Raw genomic sequence first — 22,337 nt, 5'->3', positions numbered from 1 at the left:
GAAATTCAAGTATATAAAAAAATACCTGTAGATAAAACACTCTTTTTCAAGTGTCCTAACTACAGGTACCATATTAAAAAGACAGTCTCTTTCTTTTTTATAACTAAAACCAAAAGCCAATCCCGAAAGAGGACTGACTTTCCTTTATATGCAAATCATCTTAGTAAATAGACACGGAGTTTATTACTCGTTACTTACCAATCTCAACTAATCGCTTTTCCATTTCTTTTGATAACACTTGTACAAGCAAATTCATCCCTTGTTCGATTTTATCAGGTGTTGCGTGAGTGAAATTTAACCTCATTGTATTTTGTTTTGGTCTACCAGCAAAGAACGGTTCACCCGGAACGTACGCTACACCGTTTGATACAGCATCATTAAGCAGATTTGTTGTGTTAATCGCCTCATCAACTTCCACCCAGAGAAACATTCCTCCTTTTGGCTTAACAAAGTGCACATTTGGCAGCTCTGCTTGCTCAATACTCTTAACCATGATTTCCATCCGACCTTTATAAACTTGAATTAAGTGTCTAATATGAGCATCTAGGTCATAGTGCGTACAAAGCTGATAGAGGGCTTGCTGAGACAATGAATTAGAGTGAAGGTCATTTGCTTGCTTCGCTTGTGCCATCATTCTAATAATTTGGTATGGTCCAACAATCCAACCTGTACGAAGAGCTGGTACTGCTGTTTTAGAAAAAGTACTTGTATACATAACGTGAGTTCCATCATCTAGAGATGATAATGGTTTATACGTTTCATTATCAGCAAATTGAAGTTCTCCATATGGGTCATCTTCAAAGACAACTACTCGGTACTTATGAACAAGTTCAATTAATTTTTTTCGTCTTTCAAGTGACCATACGCGTCCGGCAGGGTTAGAGAACGTCGGAACTACATATACACATTTAGGATTATATTGCTTGATCTTCTGTTCAAGATCATCTGGAAGCATTCCATCAGCATCTGAATCGACAGCTACAACTTGTGCTTCATAAGATTTAAAGACTTGTAATGCGGCTAAATAGGTTGGATCTTCAGTTAATACAACATCACCTGGACTTAGCATAATACGTGAGAACAAGTCGATTGCCTGTTGTGATCCTGTCGTAACAAGTACATCATCAGCAGTAAACTTGTTAATGCCTTTTTTACTCATTCTCTCTATAATTACTTCTCTTAAAGGACGATAACCTTCAGTTTCCATATACTGCAAGGACTTCTTCCCTGTTGCAAAAACACGTGAAAATGCATCCTCTAGTCCTTCGATTGGAAACAAATCATCATCTGGTAAACCTCCAGCAAATGATATAACATTTCCCTGACCTACAATTTTTAAAATGTCTCTAACTGCAGAAGATTGTAAATATCGAACCCTATCTGCAAATGCATATTTCATGACTCGCACCTCTATTTGTAATAAAATTTAGAATATTATATTTATACTACTCTGATTTACTGAAAAGTCAATAAGACAAACTATTTTATTCAGAAAAATCCCAAATCCATTTTGTCCTTACTTTTTCCAATACGTCTAGAACTATTCTTCTTCAAACTTTATACTTTTAATTTCCAAATAACTTCCTGCAATTCTTCAGCCATTTCTGTTGCAGAAGATGATACCTCCTCCATAGTTTCATTGTTTCCTGCGCAACCGCACTAACACTTATTGAAATCCATTTAACAATTAGATAGAAGAAAAAATGTAGAATATTGTTATTTTATCATAAAACCTTTATTTTCTAAGATATTTTCTTTATTTAATTAGCCTTATATGATTGAAAATAGAAGAGTGTCTCAAGGTCATAACTGACTTTGAGACACCTTACCTTTATTCATTCTCCATTATAGCTGCATATTGTGATTTAACAAGTTCGTAATATGCTCCTTCTGCAGTCATTAATTGATCGTGTGTACCTTCTTCAAGTACATGACCGTGCTCAAGAACAATGATTTTATCAGCATCACGTATGGTAGACAATCTGTGGGCGATCATTACAGCCGTACGACCCGCTAATAATTTCTTCAGCCCTTGTTGAATCTTTAATTCCGTTTCCGTATCGATACTCGCTGTAGCTTCATCTAAAATCAATATACGCGGGTTAGCAAGCAAAGCGCGTGCAAAGGACAACAATTGTCTTTCTCCAACTGACAGAACATTCCCTTTTTCTTCGACCTCAGTATCATAACCTTTTTCAAGTTTCTCGATAAATTCATGGGCACCTATTGCTCTTGCAGCATCCATTACTTCCTCGTCTGTAGCATCAGGTCTCCCAAAGCGAATATTATCCATGATTGTGCCTGCAAATATAAACGTATCTTGTAAAACGTAACTAACATTTGATCGTAACTCATTTAGGCGTAAATCTCTGAGGTCACGACCATCAAGTAGCACCCGACCCTTTGTTGGATCATAAAAACGACTCATTAAGTTTACAATCGTCGACTTACCAGATCCAGTGTGCCCAACAAGGGCAATTGTCTCTCCACCTTCAAATGTTAGATTAATATCTTGTAATGCTTTTCTCGATTCATCATATGCAAATTCTACGCCTTCAAACCGCATCTCACCTTTTACTTCACCTAATGGTTTAGCATCTGCCTTTTCTGGAACAGAAGGTTTTTCATCAAGAAATTCAAAGATTCGCTCAGATGAAGCCATTCCGACAAGCAATTGATTATACACCTGACCTAGACGAGAAATTGGTTCCCAGAACATCCCTAAATAAAAAGCAAATGAAACAAAGATCCCAATTGATATGGCTTGAGATTCAATTAAATTCGCGCCATACCATATGAGCACAACAGCCCCAATCGCACTTGCCATTTCAACAAAAGGACGAAAAATAGCATTCATACGTGTCGCATGTTTCCAACTTTCATAGTTGTCTGTGTTCACATCATGAAAGAATTTCCTATTCTCTTCTTCCTGGGCATACGCCTGTGTCACGCGGATTCCTTGAATACTTTCATTGAGATGTGAATTCATTTTTGACTGTCTTATGCGAACGCTTTGCCAAGATCTGCGAATTTTTCTTCTAAGTTTCGTTGATATAAAAAACATAATTGGCAAGACAAAGAGTACGAGTATGGCTAACTCAGGACTAAGGGTAAACAAAATAACAACAATCCCAAGGAGCATTACAATATCCATTAATAAGTTAACAACCCCATTTGTAAACAAATCCTGCATGGAGTTTACATCATTGATTACACGAACAAGTATGGATCCCCCTGATCGTTGATCGAAGAACCGGTGAGATAGTCGTTGAATATGATTAAATAGCGCTGTTCGAATATCAAATATCATATGCTGACCGATTTCATTCATCCACCTAATTCGAAACACGTTTGCAATCCACGAAAGCAGATACATGGCTAGAACCATCGCCGCAAACATATAGAGAAGATTTAAATCTCCAGGAACAATAGCGTAATCAATTGCTAATACGCCAATAAATATTGGTACGGTAATACGAACCGCAGTAACAATTAACATTGCGATAATTGTTTTGGGCAAAAGTGTCCTAGCATACGGCTTCATATAACTAAATAGACGGACCATTTGCTTCCAGTTGAAGGGCTTCTCAATTATTTGCTCTGTTGTATAATGAAATCTTGAGCGTTTCGTCGTTTGTTCCATAAATTTTTCTCCCTTCTATGCCCGTTGCAAGACATATTCCTGGTCTTGATTTTGGATATTATAAATCTTTCGATACAGTCCATTAGAATGAAGCAACTCTTGATGAGTTCCTCTTTCACATATTTCCCCATCTTCTAAGACAATGATCTCATCAGCGTGTTTAACAGAGGAAATACGATGAGCAATAACAAATGTTGTCCGTCCTTTCATTACTTCACGAAACGCCTTTTGGATTTTCACCTCTGTCTGCATATCAACAGCACTAGTCGCATCGTCAAGAATTAAAATCTTAGGATCCATAATAATCGCCCTTGCAATGGCAATCCGTTGCTTCTGCCCACCTGATAATCCCAATCCACGTTCTCCAAGTACAGTTTCATATCCCTCTGGCAACGTTGATATGAATTCGTGAGCATCTGCACGTTTAGCAGCTTCAATAATTTCTTCCATTGAAACATCCGGTCTCCCGTACGCTAAATTATCTCGAATTGTAGAAGAGAATAAAAACGTTTCTTGTAAGACAACACCAATTTGTTCACGTAACTCTTTAATAGAAAACTGATCGATGGATTTCCCATCTATTAGAATGTCACCTGAAGACCGTTCATAAAACCTTGTAATCAATTGAATAATACTAGATTTACCTGATCCTGTTGCACCTACGAGCCCAATCGTTTTCCCTCTTGTTGCTTCAAATGTAATTCCTTTAAGTGCTGACTCTATTTTTTCTCCGTATGTTAATGAAACATCTCTAAAAATAACTTCACCTACAAATTCTTCGTTCTTGTGAACTCTTGGTACTGCATCATCTCTTCTCTCTTCTTCATCAAGAATCTCAAGTAAGCGCTCTCCAGAAGCCTTAGACTGTGAAAACATATTTATGATAAATCCTAAGTTCATAATAGGACCAAGAATATACCAAATTAAACTAAAGAAAGCGACCAGTTCACCAGGTTGCAAACTACCTTGAATGGTTAAATATCCACCAAAAGCCAATAGAAAAACTGCACAAATATTACCGATAAACTCCATCAACGGAAAATATTTGCCCCAAATTTTCGAAATATCTAGATGCTTTTGCCTGTAATCTTCATTTGAATCTTCAAACCGAACAATCTCTTGGTCTTCTTGAGAAAGTGCCTTAACTGTATGCATTCCACTAACGTTTTCTTGAACTTTTGTATTTAAGCGCGCTAACGATTTACGAATCCCTCGAAATCCAGGGTGTATACGCTTATCAAACTTCGAAACGACGATAGCTAAAAAAGGAAGCATCGCCATTGTGACAAGAGTAAGCGGAACCGAATAATAAAACATTACCGTCATACTAAAACCAACAAGCAATACGAAGTTTACGACTTGAGCACAACCAAATGAAAGAAAGAAACGAAATGCCTCAACATCAGCCGTTAAACGAGACATTAAATCACCCGTTTTTGCATTATCATAATAGCGAAAAGGCAAATACTGCAATTTCCTGTATAACGTATTACGTAAACGATGTACCGTTATAATCCCAAATAAATCTCCAAAATATTGATGAATATAAACTGCTACTCCTTTTAAAGCCATCACTACAACAATAGCTAAAGCTAGATAAGGAATGACCCCATAATTTTCTTCTCGAATTGCATAGTCAATTGTAAATTGCAATATCATTGGATAAATGACTGTCATACCTGTTACAATAAACAATGCGAGAAGCGACCAAATAAAATAAGATTTGAAAGGCCAATAAAATTGTTTTAATCGTTTAAAAGTCTCCAAAAAATCACCGCCTTAGTTCTTTTCATTTCAACTCTCGAAATTTTAGTGCATCGAACAAATAATGAACATTCTTAATACTACTCATATATGAAAATAAGTCAATAATATATTTAAAATTTTCTGTTACTTATAAATTTTTTGAATATGTATATATGAAATAAAACAGGTAAGCTCTTTGAGTAAAAGAGCTTACCAACAAAATTGTAAGACCAAAACTCATAATGAACATTAGTCGCTCATTGCTTCGAGTATCTTCAAAAAGGAAAAACCACCTTTTTGAATTGTGAGGCAATGGCTTCTCTCGCTGCGCGCCTATTCGGAGAAACCCACTCCGATTAGGCTTAAAACCTTGCAGCGGTTTCGCTCATTGCTTCGAGTATCTTCAAAAAGGAAAAACCACCTTTTTGAAGATACTCTATAAATATTTTCTGTGGACTTTTTTTCCGTCGTAGACAAATGCTATGCTTTTTTCATTAATGACCGATTCAATATGAACAGGACGTCCCCATAGTTGATACATATACGGTAATACTTTTTCTAAATAACCAACGTCTAACTCTGTTCCTTCAAAATTATGCTTAATATATAGCTCACCATTTTTGAGGTAGTCTCCGTCTGTAATAACTAAGTATGGAAACCCTCCATTTACACGTGACGAAGCTAATTGGTCTCTAACGTTTTCCCATGCTTTATCAACTATCTTGTAATCCGCTCCCTGCTTTTGAAATAAATACATGTCTTCGCGCATCACTAAATCTTTTGTTAAATAATTTCGGATAAATGAAATATCTGATTCAATTTCCCGAACCTCAAACATTTTCTCTCTTCCACTACCAGGCTTAACACCTTGACGTTCCTGCATTTCTAATGTTGGATTATCATATCTTTCTTCAATATCCTCAAAAATTTTCAATCCTAAATAATAGGGATTAATCGATGTTTTGGACGGTTGCACAACACCTGCATTTAACTTTGCAAATTCAATTGTTTCCTCACTCGTTAAATCCATTTCACGTAAAATTCTTTGATGCCAATACGATGCCCAACCTTCATTCATGATTTTTGTTTCAAGTTGTGGCCAAAAATACTGCATTTCCTCGCGCATCATCGTTAAAACATCGCGTTGCCACGGTTCTAATTCACGACTATATTCTTCAATAAACAATAAAATATCTTTTTCTGGGTTCGGAGGAAAATGTTTTTTTCTTGTTTTAGGCTTTTCTGGAGCCTTTTTCGCATCTATATTCCATAAATCATCATATTCAGATTTTCTTTTGGGTTGGTGCTCTTCTACATCATCTTCCATACTCCAATCAAGTTTTGGTCTGACGATACTTGGATCGATATGTTCTTGAATGGCAAGTACTGCGTCCAAAAAGTTTTCTACTTCTTCTTTCCCATGGAGATGCTCATAATGAGCAATTCGTTCAGCTGTTGCACTCATGCTCTCAACCATATCCCTCCTTGTATTAGAGAAGCGAACATTATTTTTAAAGAAGTCACAATGTGCAAGAACATGAGCAACAATGAGCTTGTTTTGTATAAGAGAATTGCTGTCGAGTAAGAAGGCATAACACGGATCTGAGTTAATAACAAGTTCATAGATTTTGCTCAACCCGAAATCGTACTGCAGTTTCATTTTATGAAATTGCTTGCCAAATGACCAATGACTATACCTTGTTGGCATTCCGTACGCACCAAATGTATAAATAATTTCTGCTGGACATATCTCATAACGCATCTCATAGTAATCAAGCCCAAACCCTTCGGCAATTTCTGTAATTTCAGCAATTGAGTGTTCAAGCTTCTTCCAAGTTTCCGATGACATTCGAACCCCTCCTTCAACTTGCTTTCTTACAATTTATGTTGAAGATTAGTAAATCATGAGTACAACTATAATTGATTCTTCTAAATAAAAGAAAAAAGCTACCAATGCTGGCAGCTTTTTTTCTTTTTTGAACTGTTCAAATAGGGAATAACCTATCTTATTAAATTAAGTTATGAACCAGGCTCATAACAGCTTGTTTTAGTTGTTCAAGAGCTCTCTTGCTATCTGCTAACGTTTCTTTATTTACACCAAAATAAAATTTGATTTTCGGTTCAGTACCTGAAGGACGGATACAGAACCAAGAACCATCCTCTAATTTATATTTCAAAACATTGGATGTCGGTAATTGAATGACTTCTTCTTCACCGCTTAATACATTGGTTGCTTTACTCGACTTATAATCTTCAACCAATATTACTTTGTTGCCTTCTAGTTCTGTTGGAGGCGTTGCTCGGAAGGAAGCTAATATTTGATTAATCTGCTCAATTCCAGCTTTTCCTTTTAAGGTTAATGACTCTAACCCTTCTTGATAGTATCCATACTTATCAAAGAGCTCAATAAGACCATCATATAAATTCATATCACGAGACTTGTAATAAGCAGCAAGCTCAGCAGCAAGCAAACAAGCTTGAACCGCATCTTTATCTCGTACAAAATCTCCAATTAAATATCCATAGCTCTCTTCATAACCAAATAAAAAGCTATGCTCACCAGTTTGCTCATATTCTTTTATTTTTTCCCCAATAAATTTAAATCCAGTAAGTGTATCGATCGTCTTCAGGTTGTACTGATCTGCTACTGCTCTTCCAATCTCAGATGTAACAATTGTCTTTAGTACAACTCCATTTTTGGGTAAGGTTTGCTGCTCTTTCTTTTGCGAAAGAATATAATCCAACATTAATGCTCCTGTTTGATTCCCTGTTAACACAACATATTCTCCATCAGGGTTTTTCACCGCTACCCCAACTCGGTCACCATCTGGATCCGTTGCTAAAAGTACATCTGCTTCAAGCTCTTTTCCTAATTTTATCGCTAATTCAAAAGCAGCATGTTCCTCTGGATTTGGAGACTTCACTGTTGAAAAGTTTGGATCTGGCAACTCCTGTTCAGGGACAACCGTCACTTGAGAAAAACCACTACTCTCAAGTACTCGACGCACAGGAATATTAGCAGCACCGTGTAATGGTGTGAAGACAACTTTTACTTGATCACCATACTGTTCAATGATCTCTTTCTTCACTAAAATAGATTGTAACTCGCTATTATACGCTTCATCAATCTCATCAGAAACAACTTGCAGAAGACGACTACCTTTTAACTCTAATTCATCTGCAACGCCAATATTCAACTCATCTTCTATTTCATTTACGTAGCTTACAAGTTCATCCGCTGGTCCTGGTGGAAGTTGCCCGCCATCTTCTCCATATACTTTAAATCCATTATATTCTGGTGGGTTATGACTTGCGGTAATTACAATTCCACCAATAGCGTTCAAGTGACGAACAGCAAATGAGAGTTCTGGTGTCGGGCGTAGATCATGAAACAAGTAAGAACGGATTCCATGATTTCCTAATGTCAATGCCGACTCCAACGCAAATTGTCTTGATTTGTGTCTTGAATCAAATGCTATCGCTACTCCACGTTCTTTTGCTTCACTACCTTGTTTCTCAATAAAACGAGCAAGACCTTCAGCAGCTCGGCGAATCGTATATGTATTCATTCTATTTGGACCAGGACCTATTTCTCCTCTCATTCCACCCGTTCCAAATTCTAAATTTTTATAAAAGCAATCTTCAAGTTCCCCTTCATTTGCTTGTTTTTCATCTAAAGCTTGTTTCCACTCTGATTCTAACGCTGAGAAACTTGTCCATTTGTTGTATTGCACTTTCCAACTCATTCTGTTTCCTCCTTAAGATTATGCATCAATTCATATGATGTAATTTATTTATAGCATTACATTTCTATTCTTTAACTCTTAAATCCTCTTTAATATTGGAATAAATAAAGAAATTTTCGTTCACACAAAAAAAAGAGGAGTATATAGCATCTCCTCTTTGAACAATTCACCTACGAAAAACTGGTATATTATTTAATTCAATTTGTAAATCTTCTGGTAAAGGCTGATTCAAGTGAAAGCTATCCTTTGGATCACGGTTGGCTTCCGAAATAATTGAGCCATCTACTTGGAATAAGATTTGATTTCGATAATAGTTCCCGTCTTTCTTTGCTTCAACCATAGCAATCCAAGTCCCAGGTACCGAGAAGACAACTTCTGTTTCGTAGAGACCATTTTCTAAATAACCAAACGTTTTCTCTATTTGATGAACGGTATCTGGACGATCAAATACAACAGACATATCAACATTTTCCACAGGATTGCCTACTTCGTCCTCTAGAAACAAATGAAAATCAATCGCTTGTCCTGTTTGAAAGAATTCATCAGCACCAGCAAATGAAAGTCTCCACTCTGTTTTGAGGGTCTCTGTGTTAGCAAAAGTTGTGAGCAAATAAGATGACATGACAACAACCCCCATTAAACTAACGAGTAACATCATCCGATTGAACGGTTGTTCTCTTTCTAGCCTCATCACGTGACCTCCTAACCTGTCACAAATCAGCCTTTCCATTCTAGAGAGAGGGTAAACATTTCTAATTACTTTTGCTTATAATTAATCGTATAAATATCATGTCTTCTGTCACGTAATTGATTTACACTTCCAGCTCGTCGATTTCGTCTTAAAATTTCTAAATCTACATCTCCGACAACGACTGTTTCAATATTCGCTTGACATTCGCCAACTACACCGTCACGAGCAAATGTGAAATCAGAAGGACTAAAGATACCGGACTGTGCATATTGAATGTCCATATTTTCAACATCTGTAAGGTTTCCAACTGTCCCAGATAACACTGTATAAACTTGATTTTCTATCGCACGAGCTTGTGAACAATATCTCACACGTAAGTATCCTTGGCGATCATCTGTGCAAAACGGTGTAAAAATAATATTTGCACCTTGATCTACCGCGATCCGTGCGAGTTCTGGGAACTCAATATCATAACAAATTTGGATCGCAATCTTTCCACAATCTGTATCAAAGACATTTACATTGTCACCACCTGATATCCCCCAGAACTTTCTTTCATTTGGAGTGATATGCAGCTTGTATTGTTTCTCAATCGTACCGTCTCTTCTAAATAAATAGGCGATGTTAAATATTTCCCCCTCTTCTTCTACAAAGTGCGATCCACCAATGATATTAACGTTGTATTTCACAGCAAGGTTCGTGAATAATTCGATGTAGTCTTCGGTAAATTCCGTTAACCGCCTAATAGCAAGACTCGGACTTTTTTCTGGCAGGAATGATAACAATTGCAACGTGAAAATCTCAGGAAACACTGCAAAATCTGAATGATAACTAGCGGCTACATCCGTGTAATATTCACACTGGATAGCAAAGTCTTCAAAAGAAGATATTTTTTTCATTGCATACTGAATGGTTGTAATTCGGACAGGAAACGATGTTTTAAATTGCCTTTTCGGCACAGTAGGTCGATAATCAATGTTATTCCATTCCATTAAAGTAGCATACCGCAGTGATGCTCTGTCATCTTCTAAATAATTCGGATTTATCCGTTTTAAAGTGAATCCATTCATCACTTGGAACGTTAGAACCGGGTCGTAAATATTATGCATCGTTACTTGTTCAACATAACGTCTTGGCGTCATTTCTTTCGCATGCTTAAAGTAATTTGGAATTCGCCCGCCGATAATTATACTTTTCAAGTTTAATTCACGTGCTAAATCCTTTCTAGCTTCATACAATCTGTGTCCTATTTTCATACGTCTGTAATCAGGATGGACCATCACTTCAATCCCATAAAGATTGTATCCTTCATAATCATGGTTTGTAATATATCCATTATCTGTAATTTCATCCCATGTATGTTGGTCATCATATTCATCAAAATTAATGATTAAACTAGAACAAGATCCAATAATTTCTCCATCATATTCTACACAAAACTGTCCCTCAGGAAAAATATCAATATGACTCTGTAAATGGTCACGTTTCCATTGCTCCATATTAGGAAAACATAATTTTTGCATTTCTATAATTGCATCAAAATCCGCAGCTTTAATGTTGCGAATAATCATTTTTTTCTCAAACTTTGAAACATCAATCTTCTTAGACATATCTTCATCTCCTTTACCTTACATTCATGAAGTTTACCCTTTTTTTAATAGGATGAACACTCTTTTGCATTTCACTCTAAAAAAACATAATGACTATCCTTTTTACATAAAAACAAAAAAACGATCACTCTGAATCACAGTTTTCAGAGTAACCGTATAGCATATATTGCCTTGATCTTTATCGTTTCCTATTGTAAGAAAATGCTTGTTTCTACCAATGAAATTCTCACTACTATTCCATTCTAAACAAATTGCAAGCTCAATGTCATATTCAGATTAAATCAATCAACCCGCATTCGATACTTATTTATTCTATTCCTTTTCAATTCTATATCCTTTTACCCATATCGATACAAGCTTTTATTTATAGTACGAAAACAAGCGAATTTATTTTTATTTGATTGGAATGTTAAGGGCTTCCTCTTGCATAAACATAGAGATAACTACAGTGGTCATGCCACTTTAAGGAGGGAACCCCCAAGATTCATAAAGCAGTTCATCTAAATGGTGGCCCTTCATATACCAAAACAAAATGAGACTGGGGCGGTAATTATGAATAGTGGTAAAGATTGCGTTGCAATGCTCCTAGCAGGCGGAGAAGGAAAGCGATTAGGAAACCTTACGAAAAAGTTAGCCAAGCCTGCTGTATATTTCGGTGGAAAATATAGAATAATTGATTTCCCTTTAAGCAATTGTATCAATTCTGGAATTGATACCGTAGGCGTACTTACTCAGTATGAACCTCTAGCTCTTAATTCTCACTTAGGAATTGGAACCCCTTGGGATTTAGACCGCCATAACGGAGGGTTAACTTGTCTCCCACCTTTTGTAGAAAAAAAGGGTGGCTCCTGGTATTTAGGCACGGCCGACGCCATCTACCAGAACTGTGATTTTATCGAACAATATGATCCTGAATATGTACTAATTTTATCAGGCGACCACATTTACAAAATGGATTATAGCCTTATGCTTGACTACCACATTGAACGTGGTGGTGATGCAACGATTTCCGTTATCGAAGTTCCTTGGGAGGAAACAAGCCGCTTTGGTATTATGAATGCGACTGAAAATGGTGATATTACCGAGTTTGAAGAAAAGCCTACCCATCCAAAAAGCAACCTTGCCTCCATGGGCATTTATATATTCAATTGGTCGGTCTTAAAGACATATTTATCTGAAGATGCCAAATCACTTACATCAAGTCATGATTTTGGAAAAGACATTATTCCAACGATGCTTAGTGATAATCTGAAATTATTTGCTTATCCCTTTTCAGGATATTGGAAAGACGTTGGAACAGTTCAAAGTTTTTGGGAAGCGAATATGGATCTATTAGCAAAACAACCTTCTCTAAAACTTCATGAATACAATTGGAGGATATACTCAGTTCACGCTTGCCAATCGCCTCAGTATATTTCACCTAATGCACAAGTTACTGATTCTCTAATAAATGAAGGGTGTCTTATTTATGGAAAGGTTAATAAATCCATTCTGTTTCATCAAGTTGGGGTAGGAATTAATAGCAAAATCGAAGAGTCAGTTATTATGCCCAATGTTAAAATCGGGCAACATGTAAAGCTTAAGCGAGTCATAGTTACAGAGGGTATAACCATACCAGATTATACAGAGATCGAGTCACCAGAAGATGATATTCTTGTTATCGATAAAGATACTCTAATTAAAAGTCGAGCTACTATTACTAGATAAACCCTACAAGGAAAGGAAGAAATGAATGGAAAAACTTATGGGTGTTATTCACTTAGATAGTGAACAAGATTTACTAAAAGAGCTTACTTATTTTCGGTGCGGTGCTGCTGTTCCATTTGGTAGCCGTTACCGCCTTATCGATTTTGTTTTATCGAATATGGTTAATTCAACAGTTTTTGATATCGCTGTTTTTACTAGACGAAAGTATCGCTCTCTTATGGATCATCTCGGAACTGGCAAGCCTTGGGATTTAAATCGAAAAAGAGGTGGGCTTTTTATCCTTCCTCCAGATTGGAACGACCCTACTGATTTATCAAAAGGAGACCTTCAGCATTTTCACAACAATCGTGATTTCTTCGATCGGGGTTTAGCTGATTATGTACTTATAACAGGTAGCCATCATATTTGTAATATTGATTACCAGAAAGTATTCCAAGAACACCTTGCATATGGAGCAGATGTTACCGCTATTTATAAATCAGTTAAAACTCTAGAAGATGAACATGCCATCGAAAAGAAGCTGGAATTAGATGTAAATGGCAACGTAAGCAATATTACGACTGATGCAAACAATCACAATCTATTTATGGGTATGTACATCTTAAAAAAGTCTTTATTAATAGAACTTATTGACTATTGTATTGCTAGACAAAAAGAGAACTTATTATTAGATGGGATTATTGCAAATTTGAATAGGCTTACTGTTCGTCCTTATGAGTATAGAGGCTACCTTTCTGTCATTAATTCAATAGAGAGCTATTATAAGCATAGTATGTCTTTACTTGATATTGATGTTTATACACAACTGTTTTTAAACAGAAAACCTATCTATACAAAACCCAAGGATGAGCCTCCAACAAAATATACAAAGAGTGCCATAACAAATAATTCCTTGCTTGCCAATGGGTGTGTCATTGAAGGGACAGTTGAAAATAGTATTTTGTTTCGAGGCGTTCATGTACATAAAGGTGCTGTCATTCGAAACTCTATCGTAATGCAACGTTGTGAAATAAAAGAAGGAACTCTCTTAGACAATGTCGTATTAGATAAAGATATCGTTCTGTCTCCAAATCGAACATTTATTGGAGCACCTGAAAACCCATACATCGTAGCTAAACGTAAAATACTGTAAAGAACCCTCATTTTACTTACTATTGTTGAAAGGAGTTCGGTTTATGAATATCGTCATGGCAGCTTCAGAATGTGCGCCTTATTTCAAAACGGGAGGTCTAGCAGATGTGGTAGCAGCTCTCCCAAAAGCTCTTTCAAAGAAAGACCATACTTTAACAGTTATTCTTCCTAAGCACCGTTTTCTTCCAAGTGATATTTCATCACAACTACAATTAGAAGGCACTTTTGATGTATGGGTTAAATGGAGGAAACAATATTGTGGGCTATTCTCTTATGAAACTGAAAGTGTAAAGTTTTACTTCTTAGATAATGAGTACTATTTCAATCGTGCTCAGTTATATGGTGAGGTGGACGACGCTGAGCGCTACACTTTCTTTACTCATGCGTTTTTCCAAGCTCTTGAACATCTAAACCTAGTTCCTGATATCATTCATTGTCATGATTGGCAAACTGGTCTTATCCCAGCTTATATAAAAGCTGGCGTTTACAAGGAGCCAGTGAAAACAGTCTTTACGATTCATAACTTAAAATACCAAGGTATCTTCCCTTCAACTATTTTTCATGAACTACTCCATTTGGATGCTGTTCACATTGGGGGGTTAGAATTAAACGGTGCGATAAACTTCATGAAGGGTGCTCTGGTTCATGCAGACTGGGTTACAACCGTTAGTCCGACATACGCACATGAAATATTAAATCCTTATTTTGGTGAAGGCCTAGAGAAATTCTTGCTTGAACGTCAAACTAGTGTTTCTGGAATTGTAAACGGAATTGATGAAGAATTATATAATCCATCATCAGACTTAAACGTTTCTGTTCCGTACTCTCGTAACTATGCTGGCAAAAAAGAGAACAAACGAATTATGCAGCAAGAACTAGACTTAGCTATCTCTACAGACATTCCCATGTTTGCTCTTATCAGCCGACTAGTGGAAGATAAAGGTCTTCCTCTTCTCACTCAAATTCTTGACGAATTACTAAGAACTGAATCTATTCAAGTAGTGATTATGGGAACAGGCGATCCTCATTTTGAGGAAGCCTTTCAAACGATTTCTAACAATCATCCGAATTCTTGTCGATTTATTAATGTATTTCATGAAGGACTTGCTCATCGACTTTATGCAGCATCAGATTTCTTTCTTATGCCATCAAGGTTTGAACCTTGTGGATTAAGTCAATTAATTGCCCTGCGATATGAAAGTATTCCCATTGTTAGGGAAACTGGCGGCTTAAAAGATACGATAAATCCATATAATGAGTTTACTGGAGAAGGAAATGGCTTTTCTTTTACGAATTATAACGCCTATGATTTTTTACACATCATCCGTTATGCCATCCATCTTTACTATCAACCTGCTCATTGGAATCGGATTCTTAAAAATGTGTACAAAACAAAATTAAACTGGGAACATTCTGCCACGAAGTATGAAGAGATTTATTACACGTTAACGAAGAACATTCATGAGGAGGAACTATATGTCCATAACTGTCGAGACTCTCAGTCAACTGTTGAAAGAGAAACTCACCTCATCATTCGGTAAAAGCCTTGAGGAGGCAACAACAAAAGAAGTGTTTCAATCCACTTGTCTTATTATGAAAGACTCCATTCATCCGAACTGGCAAATGACCCAACAAACGTATGATCAAAATGAAAGCAAACAAGTTTACTATTTTTCGATGGAATTTCTTTTAGGTCGGATGATTGAGACGAATTTGCTAAATATGGGCTTACTTGATATTTACAAAGAAACATTGACTTCACTCGGCTTTAACCCTGAAGATGTATTCAGAGAAGAGCATGATGCAGGGCTTGGGAACGGCGGGCTTGGTCGACTTGCCGCTTGCTTTCTTGACTCCCTTGCCTCTTTAGAACTTCCAGGCTACGGCATGGGCATTCGTTATAAGTACGGTTTGTTTCAGCAAAAAGTTGTAAATGGCTATCAAGTTGAACTTCCTGATTATTGGTTAGAAGATGAATATATGTGGGAAACAAAGCGTGACGATAAGGCAATAGAAGTAAGATTTGGTGGAACGGTAGAAACAACAGTTCTCAATGGGCAGCTTCAGTTTCAACACCATGATTATGAGCGTGTACTCGCTATTCCATATGATGTTCCTATCGTTGGATACAATAATAATACTGTTAATACTCTCAGGTTATGGAGTGCTGAATCAACTACAAACCATTTTCATTTCCATTCTAGTCGTGGTCATGATTATTATCACTACCTTGATTACAAACGTTCAATTGAAAAAATTTCAGAATTCCTTTATCCAGATGACTCTTATTACGAAGGAAAAGTTTTACGTTTAAAGCAGCAATATTTCTTAGTTTCTGCCGGCTTGCAAAGTATTATACGACGATATAAAAAGCAAAATAAGCCGTTGCACCAATTATCTAAACATGTCGTGATTCAAATAAATGACACACATCCGAGTCTTGTTGTGCCGGAATTGATGCGTTTATTACTTGATGAAGAAAAATTGGGCTGGAATGAAGCGTGGTCGATTACGCAAGAGACCGTTGCTTATACAAACCACACTACGTTAAGTGAAGCTTTAGAGAAATGGCCTGAGGATATGTTTACTACCCTGTTTCCACGCCTTTACCAAATTATTGAAGAAATCAATGAACGCTTCTGTAAGATGCTTTGGTACGATTACCCAGAACTACGTGAAAAAATACCAGAGATGGCAATTCTAGCGTACGGACAAATTCACATGGCCCACCTTGCCATGGTAGGTAGCTTTAGTATAAATGGTGTTGCAAAGTTACATACAGAAATCTTAAAAGACAGAGTCATGCAGCCATTTTACACTGTTTTCCCTAAGCGGTTTAACAATAAGACAAATGGGATTACACATAGGCGTTGGCTATTAAATGTCAATCCGAACCTAGCAAATGTAATATCAGAGGCAATAGGCACGGAATGGATTCACCAACCAGAACAACTTACAAAAATCATCCCATTCTCAACTGACTCTAGTTTTCAAGAATCAATTAGAAAAGTGAAACATGAGAATAAAAAGAGATTAGCTAGTTATATTAAAGAGCACTATAATGTAATCATTGATGATCAATCAATTGTTGACGTTCATATTAAACGTCTTCATGGGTATAAACGACAGCTTCTAAATCTATTTCATATTATCCACCTATACAATAGTTATAAAGAGAACCCAGCACTCGAAATGACACCACGGACATTTATATTTGGAGCAAAGGCAGCTCCAGGATATACGTTCGCTAAACAAGTAATCAAATTGATTAACGCCGTTGCAGAAAAGATCAATAATCATCCTCAAGTCAGCAAGAATCTTAAAGTGATTTTTTTAGAAAATTATCAGGTTAGCCTTGCTGAGAGAATCATTCCTGCAGCAGATGTAAGCGAGCAGATTTCTACAGCAAGTAAAGAGGCTTCAGGCACTGGAAATATGAAGCTAATGATGAACGGTGCTTTAACCATCGGAACACAGGACGGTGCAAATGTAGAAATTAGTGAGTTTGTAGGAAACGACAATATTTTCACGTTCGGCCTTACATCAGAAGAAGTATTTGCCTATCAACAAAGTGGTGAGTACAACGCACGCGACTATTACAATAATGATAGAAGATTAAGAAATGTGATGGACTTATTTGTTAATCAACATTTCTCTGGGGACGATGTGGATTTTAAAGATATTTTCTACTCCCTCTTGTACAACAATGACGAGTATTTTGTCTTAAAAGATTTTGATAGTTATATCGACACACAAAAGCATGTTGACCAAACGTATCAAAACCAAAGTGACTGGTTAAGCAAAAGCATTGTGAACATTGGACATTCTGGTGCATTTTCAAGTGATCGCACCATCAAACAATACGCTCAAGACATTTGGAATATTCGTCCAACAAAGATTGAATCGCATGTGAAAACTTACTATTGATATACATGAATTAGGGGACTTACGCTTTTATTGCGTAGCCCCCTTTTTCTTATATTAGATAACGCTCGCTATTATAATGTTAGTTTGTTCATCGTAACGATAAAGCAAGATCTGGATAATCAGTAATAATCGCCTCACATTTTAAGTTTACAAACGTCCGAATCCAATTTTTATCATTTACCGTATACGGCCTTAAACGAATTCCGCTATTGATCAACTGTTCCGCCTCTTCCGTGGTCAAACTCATATAATAGAAATGATACCCTAATGTAGCTATTTGTTGAACATATAATTTCGGGTTATGTAAAGCCGCCTTAACGATAATTCCCGTCTCTATCGTTGGGAATTGCTTGTTCCATAAGTGGATTACTTTATGATCAAATGAAGAAACGATAACCCGATTTTGGAGCCCATACTTTTTAATTAATGGAAACACAATCGAAATCAACTTTTGTCTTTCCCATACGTATCCTTTTAATTCAACATTTAATTGTAATGCATTATTTGTTGCCCATAAGAAAATTTCTTCAAGTGTGGGAATTTGTTCTTCTTTAAATTGCTCGTGAAACCATGATCCAGCGCTAAATTGTTTTAGTTCTTGTAAAGAATAATGTCCGACAACACCTGAACCTGTAGACGTTCGATCGAGAGTATGATCATGAATAATAACTGGGACATGATCTTTACTTAGTTGAACATCAAACTCGATACCATCAACCCCTACCTCAAGAGCAGTCTGAAAAGCAATCATTGTATTTTCAGGAAACTGACTTGAAAAACCGCGATGTGCAAAGATCTTCGTTTGACTCACATTCGCTTCTCCTCTCATACTTTTGACTAAAATTACGAGGTTTTAGTAAAGTTAAACACCGATCCAAGTGTAGCTATTTATCTCACTATAAATGCCCCTTTCTCCTCTTTCCCCCAGTAAAGCTTACATTGATCGCCACTTTGTAATGGCCCAACTCCATCTGGTGTGCCTGTATAAATTAGGTCGCCTTTTGCTAACCCAAAACATTTTGCACATTCATCAATGATAGCTTGAAAATTAAACATCATCTCTTGAATATTCCCTTTTTGGATTATCTCATTGTTAATGACGAATGAAAAATCTGTTTGTTTACAGGCTTCTTCTCCTTCGAATGGCCAAAAAGGTGTGATGATTGCAGAATTTTTAAATCCTTTTGCTCTTAACCAAGGGTGGCCCTTTTCCTTCAATTCTGTTTGAACATCTCTTAGCGTCAAATCAATTCCTAATGCCATTTCACTAACGATATCTCTTACTTGATCACCTTCGTTAACATCCTTGTCTATTTTTAAGACTATCTCAATTTCATGGTGAATCTCGCCTTGATTTTTAGGTAAGAAAATCTCTTCTCCCTTCGTTATTACAAGTGAATGACTCGGTTTCGAAAATAATATTGGTTGATCAGGCACTTCATTCCCTAACTCTCTAGCATGTTTAGCATAATTACGGCCTATACAAAAAATATTCATACGCATTCATCCTCTTTTCAATTGTTAGTGAAGAAAGTCAGCAAACTTCTAATTTCAAAATATTCACACTCATCCTTTCAATTGTACTAAAAAACTGCCCCCTTATGGAAGTTTCAATATGAAAACGATGAACTTTTAGCAAGTATGGCTATTTTTTGCTAGTTTATATGAAAAATTAGTTTTTACCTTCTATAACTTTCTTCAAAACTGAAAAGGAGAAACTGACTCAAAAGAGGCTACTGAAAAATGCTTTCACCTTTTTCAGTAGCCTCTAAAAGCAAGTTTGTCATTGCCATTGATGTGAAAATTGTATTACACCTTAAATAAAGCCTGCAGCAGCATTGGCGTCTGCAGGCTCTGGCCTAGGTAAGTCAATTAATAGCTTATCAAAACGTTTTATCACAAGCCGTCCCCAACAATTAAATATAATTAAGATTCACTATGTTCTTATGAGGGGTTGCGGCTGTCCTATGCCCATTATTATTTTACTAAACGCGAAAATACTTGGAGAGCACCAATACGCTCCATTGCCTCACGTAATAAAGATTCATCACTTAATAAACCAATGCGAACATATCCCTCTCCGTGCGTTCCAAACCCAACTCCAGGTGCTACTACAACCCTCGCTTGTTCTAATAATAAATCAGCAAAGGATTCAGAAGTATACCCAACTGGCACTGGAAACCAAGCAAAAAATGACCCTTTAGGAGCTTCAACCATCCAGCCAATTCGTAATGCCGCCTCGACTAGTGCCTTTCTCCGCTTTTCATACATATCAACTAACTGCACTACACTAGATTGATCTGAATTGAGAGCAAAAGCAGCGGCTTCTTGAATCCCACCAAACAAGCTACAATAATAATGATCTTGGATGAGTTCAACAGCTTCAATTACACTGCGGTTCCCAACAACGAATCCAACTCTCCATCCTGCCATATTATATGTTTTCGATAAGGTTAGCATTTCTACTCCAACCTCTTTTGCTCCTGGCATTTGCAAAAAACTGAGTGGTTTCTTGCCATCAAAACCAATTGCACCATAAGCAAAATCATGAACAACACATACATTATGTTTTGTTCCTAATTGAATGGCCTCCTCAAATAACGAAGGCGTGGCGACTGCTCCTGTTGGATTATTTGGGTAATTTAGAAACATTAGTTTTGCTTTTTCCCAAGTAGCATCGCCAATCTCAGCGAAGTTCGGATGAAAACCTAACTCTGCTCGTAAAGGCATTTCATGCATGTTTGCCCCAGCCAATGCGATCCCTGACCAATAATCTGGATAACCAGGATCTGGAACTAGCACGGTGTCTCCTTTGTTTAATAGGCATTGACTAATTTCAACGAGGCCTGTTTTCGTTCCAGCAAGCACAGCCACTTCTGTTTTTGGATCTATTTCAACGTCATACTCTCGCTTATAATAATCAGAAACTGCTTCTTTTAAGAACGCATAGCCATCAAACGGCGGATATTTATGATAAAGAGGGTTATCTGCTGCCTCTTGTAATGTTTGAACAATTGGACGAGGCGTTGGTTGATCTGGATTTCCTTGCCCTAAATTTATTACGTCATCATGTTGCTCTTTCACTTTTTGGACTTTTTTAACAAGCTTTGAGAAAAATTGCTCTGGCAAACGCTGCAAAGCATCTGATTGTGGAAATGTTTTCATGTCTGTCACCTCTCTAATATAAAGGCCACTTTGTTCTTATAAAAGCGGCGCCACACCTTACTACATCTATTTACTTTTTACTTATGAAGCCTTGCTTCTTTAGAAAATCACCAACTTGCGGTCTTTTTGGGGTTGAGAGAAATTGAGCCATTAATTCTGACCAAGTATCCGATCTCTTCCCTTTTGTTCTTTCATAATAATACGTTTTCATCACTTGATCGTATTCACCAATCGCCTCATCAATCTCCATTTGATTGTATTGCTCCTTGAAAACGACAGCTCGTTTTGGCAGTCGTGGCTTTTGATTAGGACTTTGAGCTGGATAGCCAATACATAAACCCATCACAGGAAATGTATACGGTGGTAATCCAAGCAATTGAGAAACTGCCTCAGGATCGTTTCGTATTCCACCGATCATTACTCCACCCAGATCATATGACCTAGCAGCTAGTAACATATTTTGAGCAACAAGGGCAGCATCTACCGCTCCAACAAGAGCCTGCTCTTGTTCTCCCACTTCAAACGACTGTCCGTGTTTCTCACTAGCCATTTTCAAACGGTAAAAATCTGCACAAATGACAAAGAAAACCGGGCACGTTGCAACATAACTTTGATTACCTGCCAATGTAGCAAGGTCTTTTTTCCTTTCTTCATCTTTAATCACAAGAATGCTATATGCTTGAACATGATGAGACGTTGGTGCCCACCTTCCAGACTCAACAATCTCATCAACGACTTGATCGGTTACCTGTTGATTCGTAAACGCTCGAATCGATCGATGACTTTTCAACAAATCAATGAAGTCATTATTCTTCATATTGTTCTCCCCCCATGTTCCATTTCCCTTTAGTTTACAAAAGTTTCTCCTACAAGTACAAGAGGGCACTGAAAAGATGATCTGCACCCCAAAAGTTAGAGTTACAATCTGACTTCTGGGGTGTATTTTTATGGCTAAATATAGTGAAGAATTT

15 protein-coding genes are annotated in these 22,337 nt (G+C 36.9%); 4 read left to right on the top strand and 11 right to left on the bottom strand.

Annotated features, from left to right (window positions below; all coding sequences use genetic code 11):
- Positions 1-190: 190 nt before the first annotated feature.
- The 7 genes from SLH51_RS22865 to SLH51_RS22835 all read right to left on the bottom strand — a co-directional run bounded on the left by SLH51_RS22865 (position 191) and on the right by SLH51_RS22835 (position 11,436).
- On the bottom strand, positions 191-1,399 hold the full coding sequence (locus SLH51_RS22865) for an aminotransferase-like domain-containing protein (RefSeq protein WP_335963880.1): 1,209 nt from the start codon (positions 1,397-1,399) through the stop codon (positions 191-193).
- Between the two features lie 432 nt (positions 1,400-1,831).
- Positions 1,832-3,643 carry an ABC transporter ATP-binding protein gene (locus SLH51_RS22860; RefSeq protein WP_335963879.1) on the bottom strand — a complete coding sequence of 604 codons (1,812 nt, stop codon included), beginning with the start codon at positions 3,641-3,643 and terminating at the stop codon, positions 1,832-1,834.
- 15 nt (positions 3,644-3,658) lie between these two features.
- A complete protein-coding gene (locus tag SLH51_RS22855; RefSeq protein WP_335963878.1) occupies positions 3,659-5,410 on the bottom strand; it encodes an ABC transporter ATP-binding protein in 1,752 nt (583 codons plus the stop codon).
- Between the two features lie 415 nt (positions 5,411-5,825).
- On the bottom strand, positions 5,826-7,238 hold the full coding sequence (locus tag SLH51_RS22850) for a SpoVR family protein (protein WP_335963877.1): 1,413 nt from the start codon (positions 7,236-7,238) through the stop codon (positions 5,826-5,828).
- 160 nt (positions 7,239-7,398) lie between these two features.
- Positions 7,399-9,135, bottom strand: coding sequence for a phospho-sugar mutase (locus SLH51_RS22845; protein WP_335963876.1), 1,737 nt, complete (start codon positions 9,133-9,135; stop codon positions 7,399-7,401).
- 166 nt (positions 9,136-9,301) lie between these two features.
- Positions 9,302-9,826 carry a FixH family protein gene (locus SLH51_RS22840; protein WP_335963875.1) on the bottom strand — a complete coding sequence of 175 codons (525 nt, stop codon included), beginning with the start codon at positions 9,824-9,826 and terminating at the stop codon, positions 9,302-9,304.
- A 65-nt stretch (positions 9,827-9,891) separates the two neighbouring features.
- Positions 9,892-11,436 carry a bifunctional GNAT family N-acetyltransferase/carbon-nitrogen hydrolase family protein gene (locus tag SLH51_RS22835; protein ID WP_335963873.1) on the bottom strand — a complete coding sequence of 515 codons (1,545 nt, stop codon included), beginning with the start codon at positions 11,434-11,436 and terminating at the stop codon, positions 9,892-9,894.
- A gap of 552 nt (positions 11,437-11,988) precedes the next feature.
- On the opposite strand from SLH51_RS22835, the gene SLH51_RS22830 reads away from it, so the two are divergent.
- From SLH51_RS22830 to SLH51_RS22815, 4 genes are read left to right on the top strand one after another with little or no spacing between them, the layout of a single operon-like run.
- Complete coding sequence (locus SLH51_RS22830) at positions 11,989-13,143, top strand: glucose-1-phosphate adenylyltransferase (protein ID WP_335963871.1); 1,155 nt, start codon at positions 11,989-11,991, stop codon at positions 13,141-13,143.
- Between the two features lie 25 nt (positions 13,144-13,168).
- Positions 13,169-14,275, top strand: coding sequence for a glucose-1-phosphate adenylyltransferase subunit GlgD (gene glgD / locus SLH51_RS22825; RefSeq protein WP_335963870.1), 1,107 nt, complete (start codon positions 13,169-13,171; stop codon positions 14,273-14,275).
- A 43-nt stretch (positions 14,276-14,318) separates the two neighbouring features.
- A complete protein-coding gene (gene glgA, locus SLH51_RS22820; protein WP_335963868.1) occupies positions 14,319-15,815 on the top strand; it encodes a glycogen synthase GlgA in 1,497 nt (498 codons plus the stop codon).
- Positions 15,751-18,201: a glycogen/starch/alpha-glucan phosphorylase gene (locus SLH51_RS22815; RefSeq protein ID WP_335963867.1), complete on the top strand. Its 2,451-nt coding sequence runs from the start codon at positions 15,751-15,753 to the stop codon at positions 18,199-18,201. The genes glgA and SLH51_RS22815 overlap by 65 nt, the downstream gene beginning before the upstream one ends.
- 88 nt (positions 18,202-18,289) lie before the next feature.
- On the opposite strand, the gene SLH51_RS22810 is transcribed toward SLH51_RS22815, so the two are convergent.
- From SLH51_RS22810 to nfsA, 4 genes are all read right to left on the bottom strand, one after another.
- Positions 18,290-19,012: a glycerophosphodiester phosphodiesterase gene (locus tag SLH51_RS22810; protein WP_335963865.1), complete on the bottom strand. Its 723-nt coding sequence runs from the start codon at positions 19,010-19,012 to the stop codon at positions 18,290-18,292.
- 77 nt (positions 19,013-19,089) lie between these two features.
- A complete protein-coding gene (locus SLH51_RS22805) occupies positions 19,090-19,698 on the bottom strand; it encodes a fumarylacetoacetate hydrolase family protein (protein WP_390184010.1) in 609 nt (202 codons plus the stop codon).
- Positions 19,699-20,178: 480 nt separating this feature from the next.
- The gene (locus tag SLH51_RS22800) at positions 20,179-21,366 is read right to left on the bottom strand and encodes a pyridoxal phosphate-dependent aminotransferase (protein WP_335963862.1); all 1,188 of its coding nucleotides are present in this window, start codon (positions 21,364-21,366) and stop codon (positions 20,179-20,181) included.
- Between the two features lie 70 nt (positions 21,367-21,436).
- Entirely contained in the window at positions 21,437-22,183 is a 747-nt protein-coding gene (gene nfsA, locus SLH51_RS22795; RefSeq protein ID WP_335963860.1) for an oxygen-insensitive NADPH nitroreductase, read from the bottom strand.
- Positions 22,184-22,337: the final 154 nt, after the last annotated feature.

It is taken from the genome of Halalkalibacter kiskunsagensis (assembly GCF_037027555.1).
Taxonomy (GTDB): domain Bacteria; phylum Bacillota; class Bacilli; order Bacillales; family Bacillaceae_D; genus Halalkalibacter; species Halalkalibacter kiskunsagensis.
Note: the sequence above shows the minus strand (reverse complement) of the source record. Positions and strands in the feature narration are given on the sequence as shown.

Coding starts and splice junctions, on each gene's coding strand:
- SLH51_RS22800 (WP_335963862.1), bottom strand. CDS start 21,366: ATGAAAACATTTCCACAATCAGATGCTTTGCAGCGTTTGCCAGAGCAA.
- glgD (WP_335963870.1), top strand. CDS start 13,169: ATGGAAAAACTTATGGGTGTTATTCACTTAGATAGTGAACAAGATTTA.
- SLH51_RS22865 (WP_335963880.1), bottom strand. CDS start 1,399: ATGAAATATGCATTTGCAGATAGGGTTCGATATTTACAATCTTCTGCA.
- SLH51_RS22850 (WP_335963877.1), bottom strand. CDS start 7,238: ATGTCATCGGAAACTTGGAAGAAGCTTGAACACTCAATTGCTGAAATT.
- SLH51_RS22835 (WP_335963873.1), bottom strand. CDS start 11,436: ATGTCTAAGAAGATTGATGTTTCAAAGTTTGAGAAAAAAATGATTATT.
- SLH51_RS22830 (WP_335963871.1), top strand. CDS start 11,989: ATGAATAGTGGTAAAGATTGCGTTGCAATGCTCCTAGCAGGCGGAGAA.
- nfsA (WP_335963860.1), bottom strand. CDS start 22,183: ATGAAGAATAATGACTTCATTGATTTGTTGAAAAGTCATCGATCGATT.
- SLH51_RS22805 (WP_390184010.1), bottom strand. CDS start 19,698: ATGAATATTTTTTGTATAGGCCGTAATTATGCTAAACATGCTAGAGAG.
- SLH51_RS22815 (WP_335963867.1), top strand. CDS start 15,751: ATGTCCATAACTGTCGAGACTCTCAGTCAACTGTTGAAAGAGAAACTC.
- glgA (WP_335963868.1), top strand. CDS start 14,319: ATGAATATCGTCATGGCAGCTTCAGAATGTGCGCCTTATTTCAAAACG.
- SLH51_RS22840 (WP_335963875.1), bottom strand. CDS start 9,826: ATGAGGCTAGAAAGAGAACAACCGTTCAATCGGATGATGTTACTCGTT.
- SLH51_RS22845 (WP_335963876.1), bottom strand. CDS start 9,135: ATGAGTTGGAAAGTGCAATACAACAAATGGACAAGTTTCTCAGCGTTA.
- SLH51_RS22860 (WP_335963879.1), bottom strand. CDS start 3,643: ATGGAACAAACGACGAAACGCTCAAGATTTCATTATACAACAGAGCAA.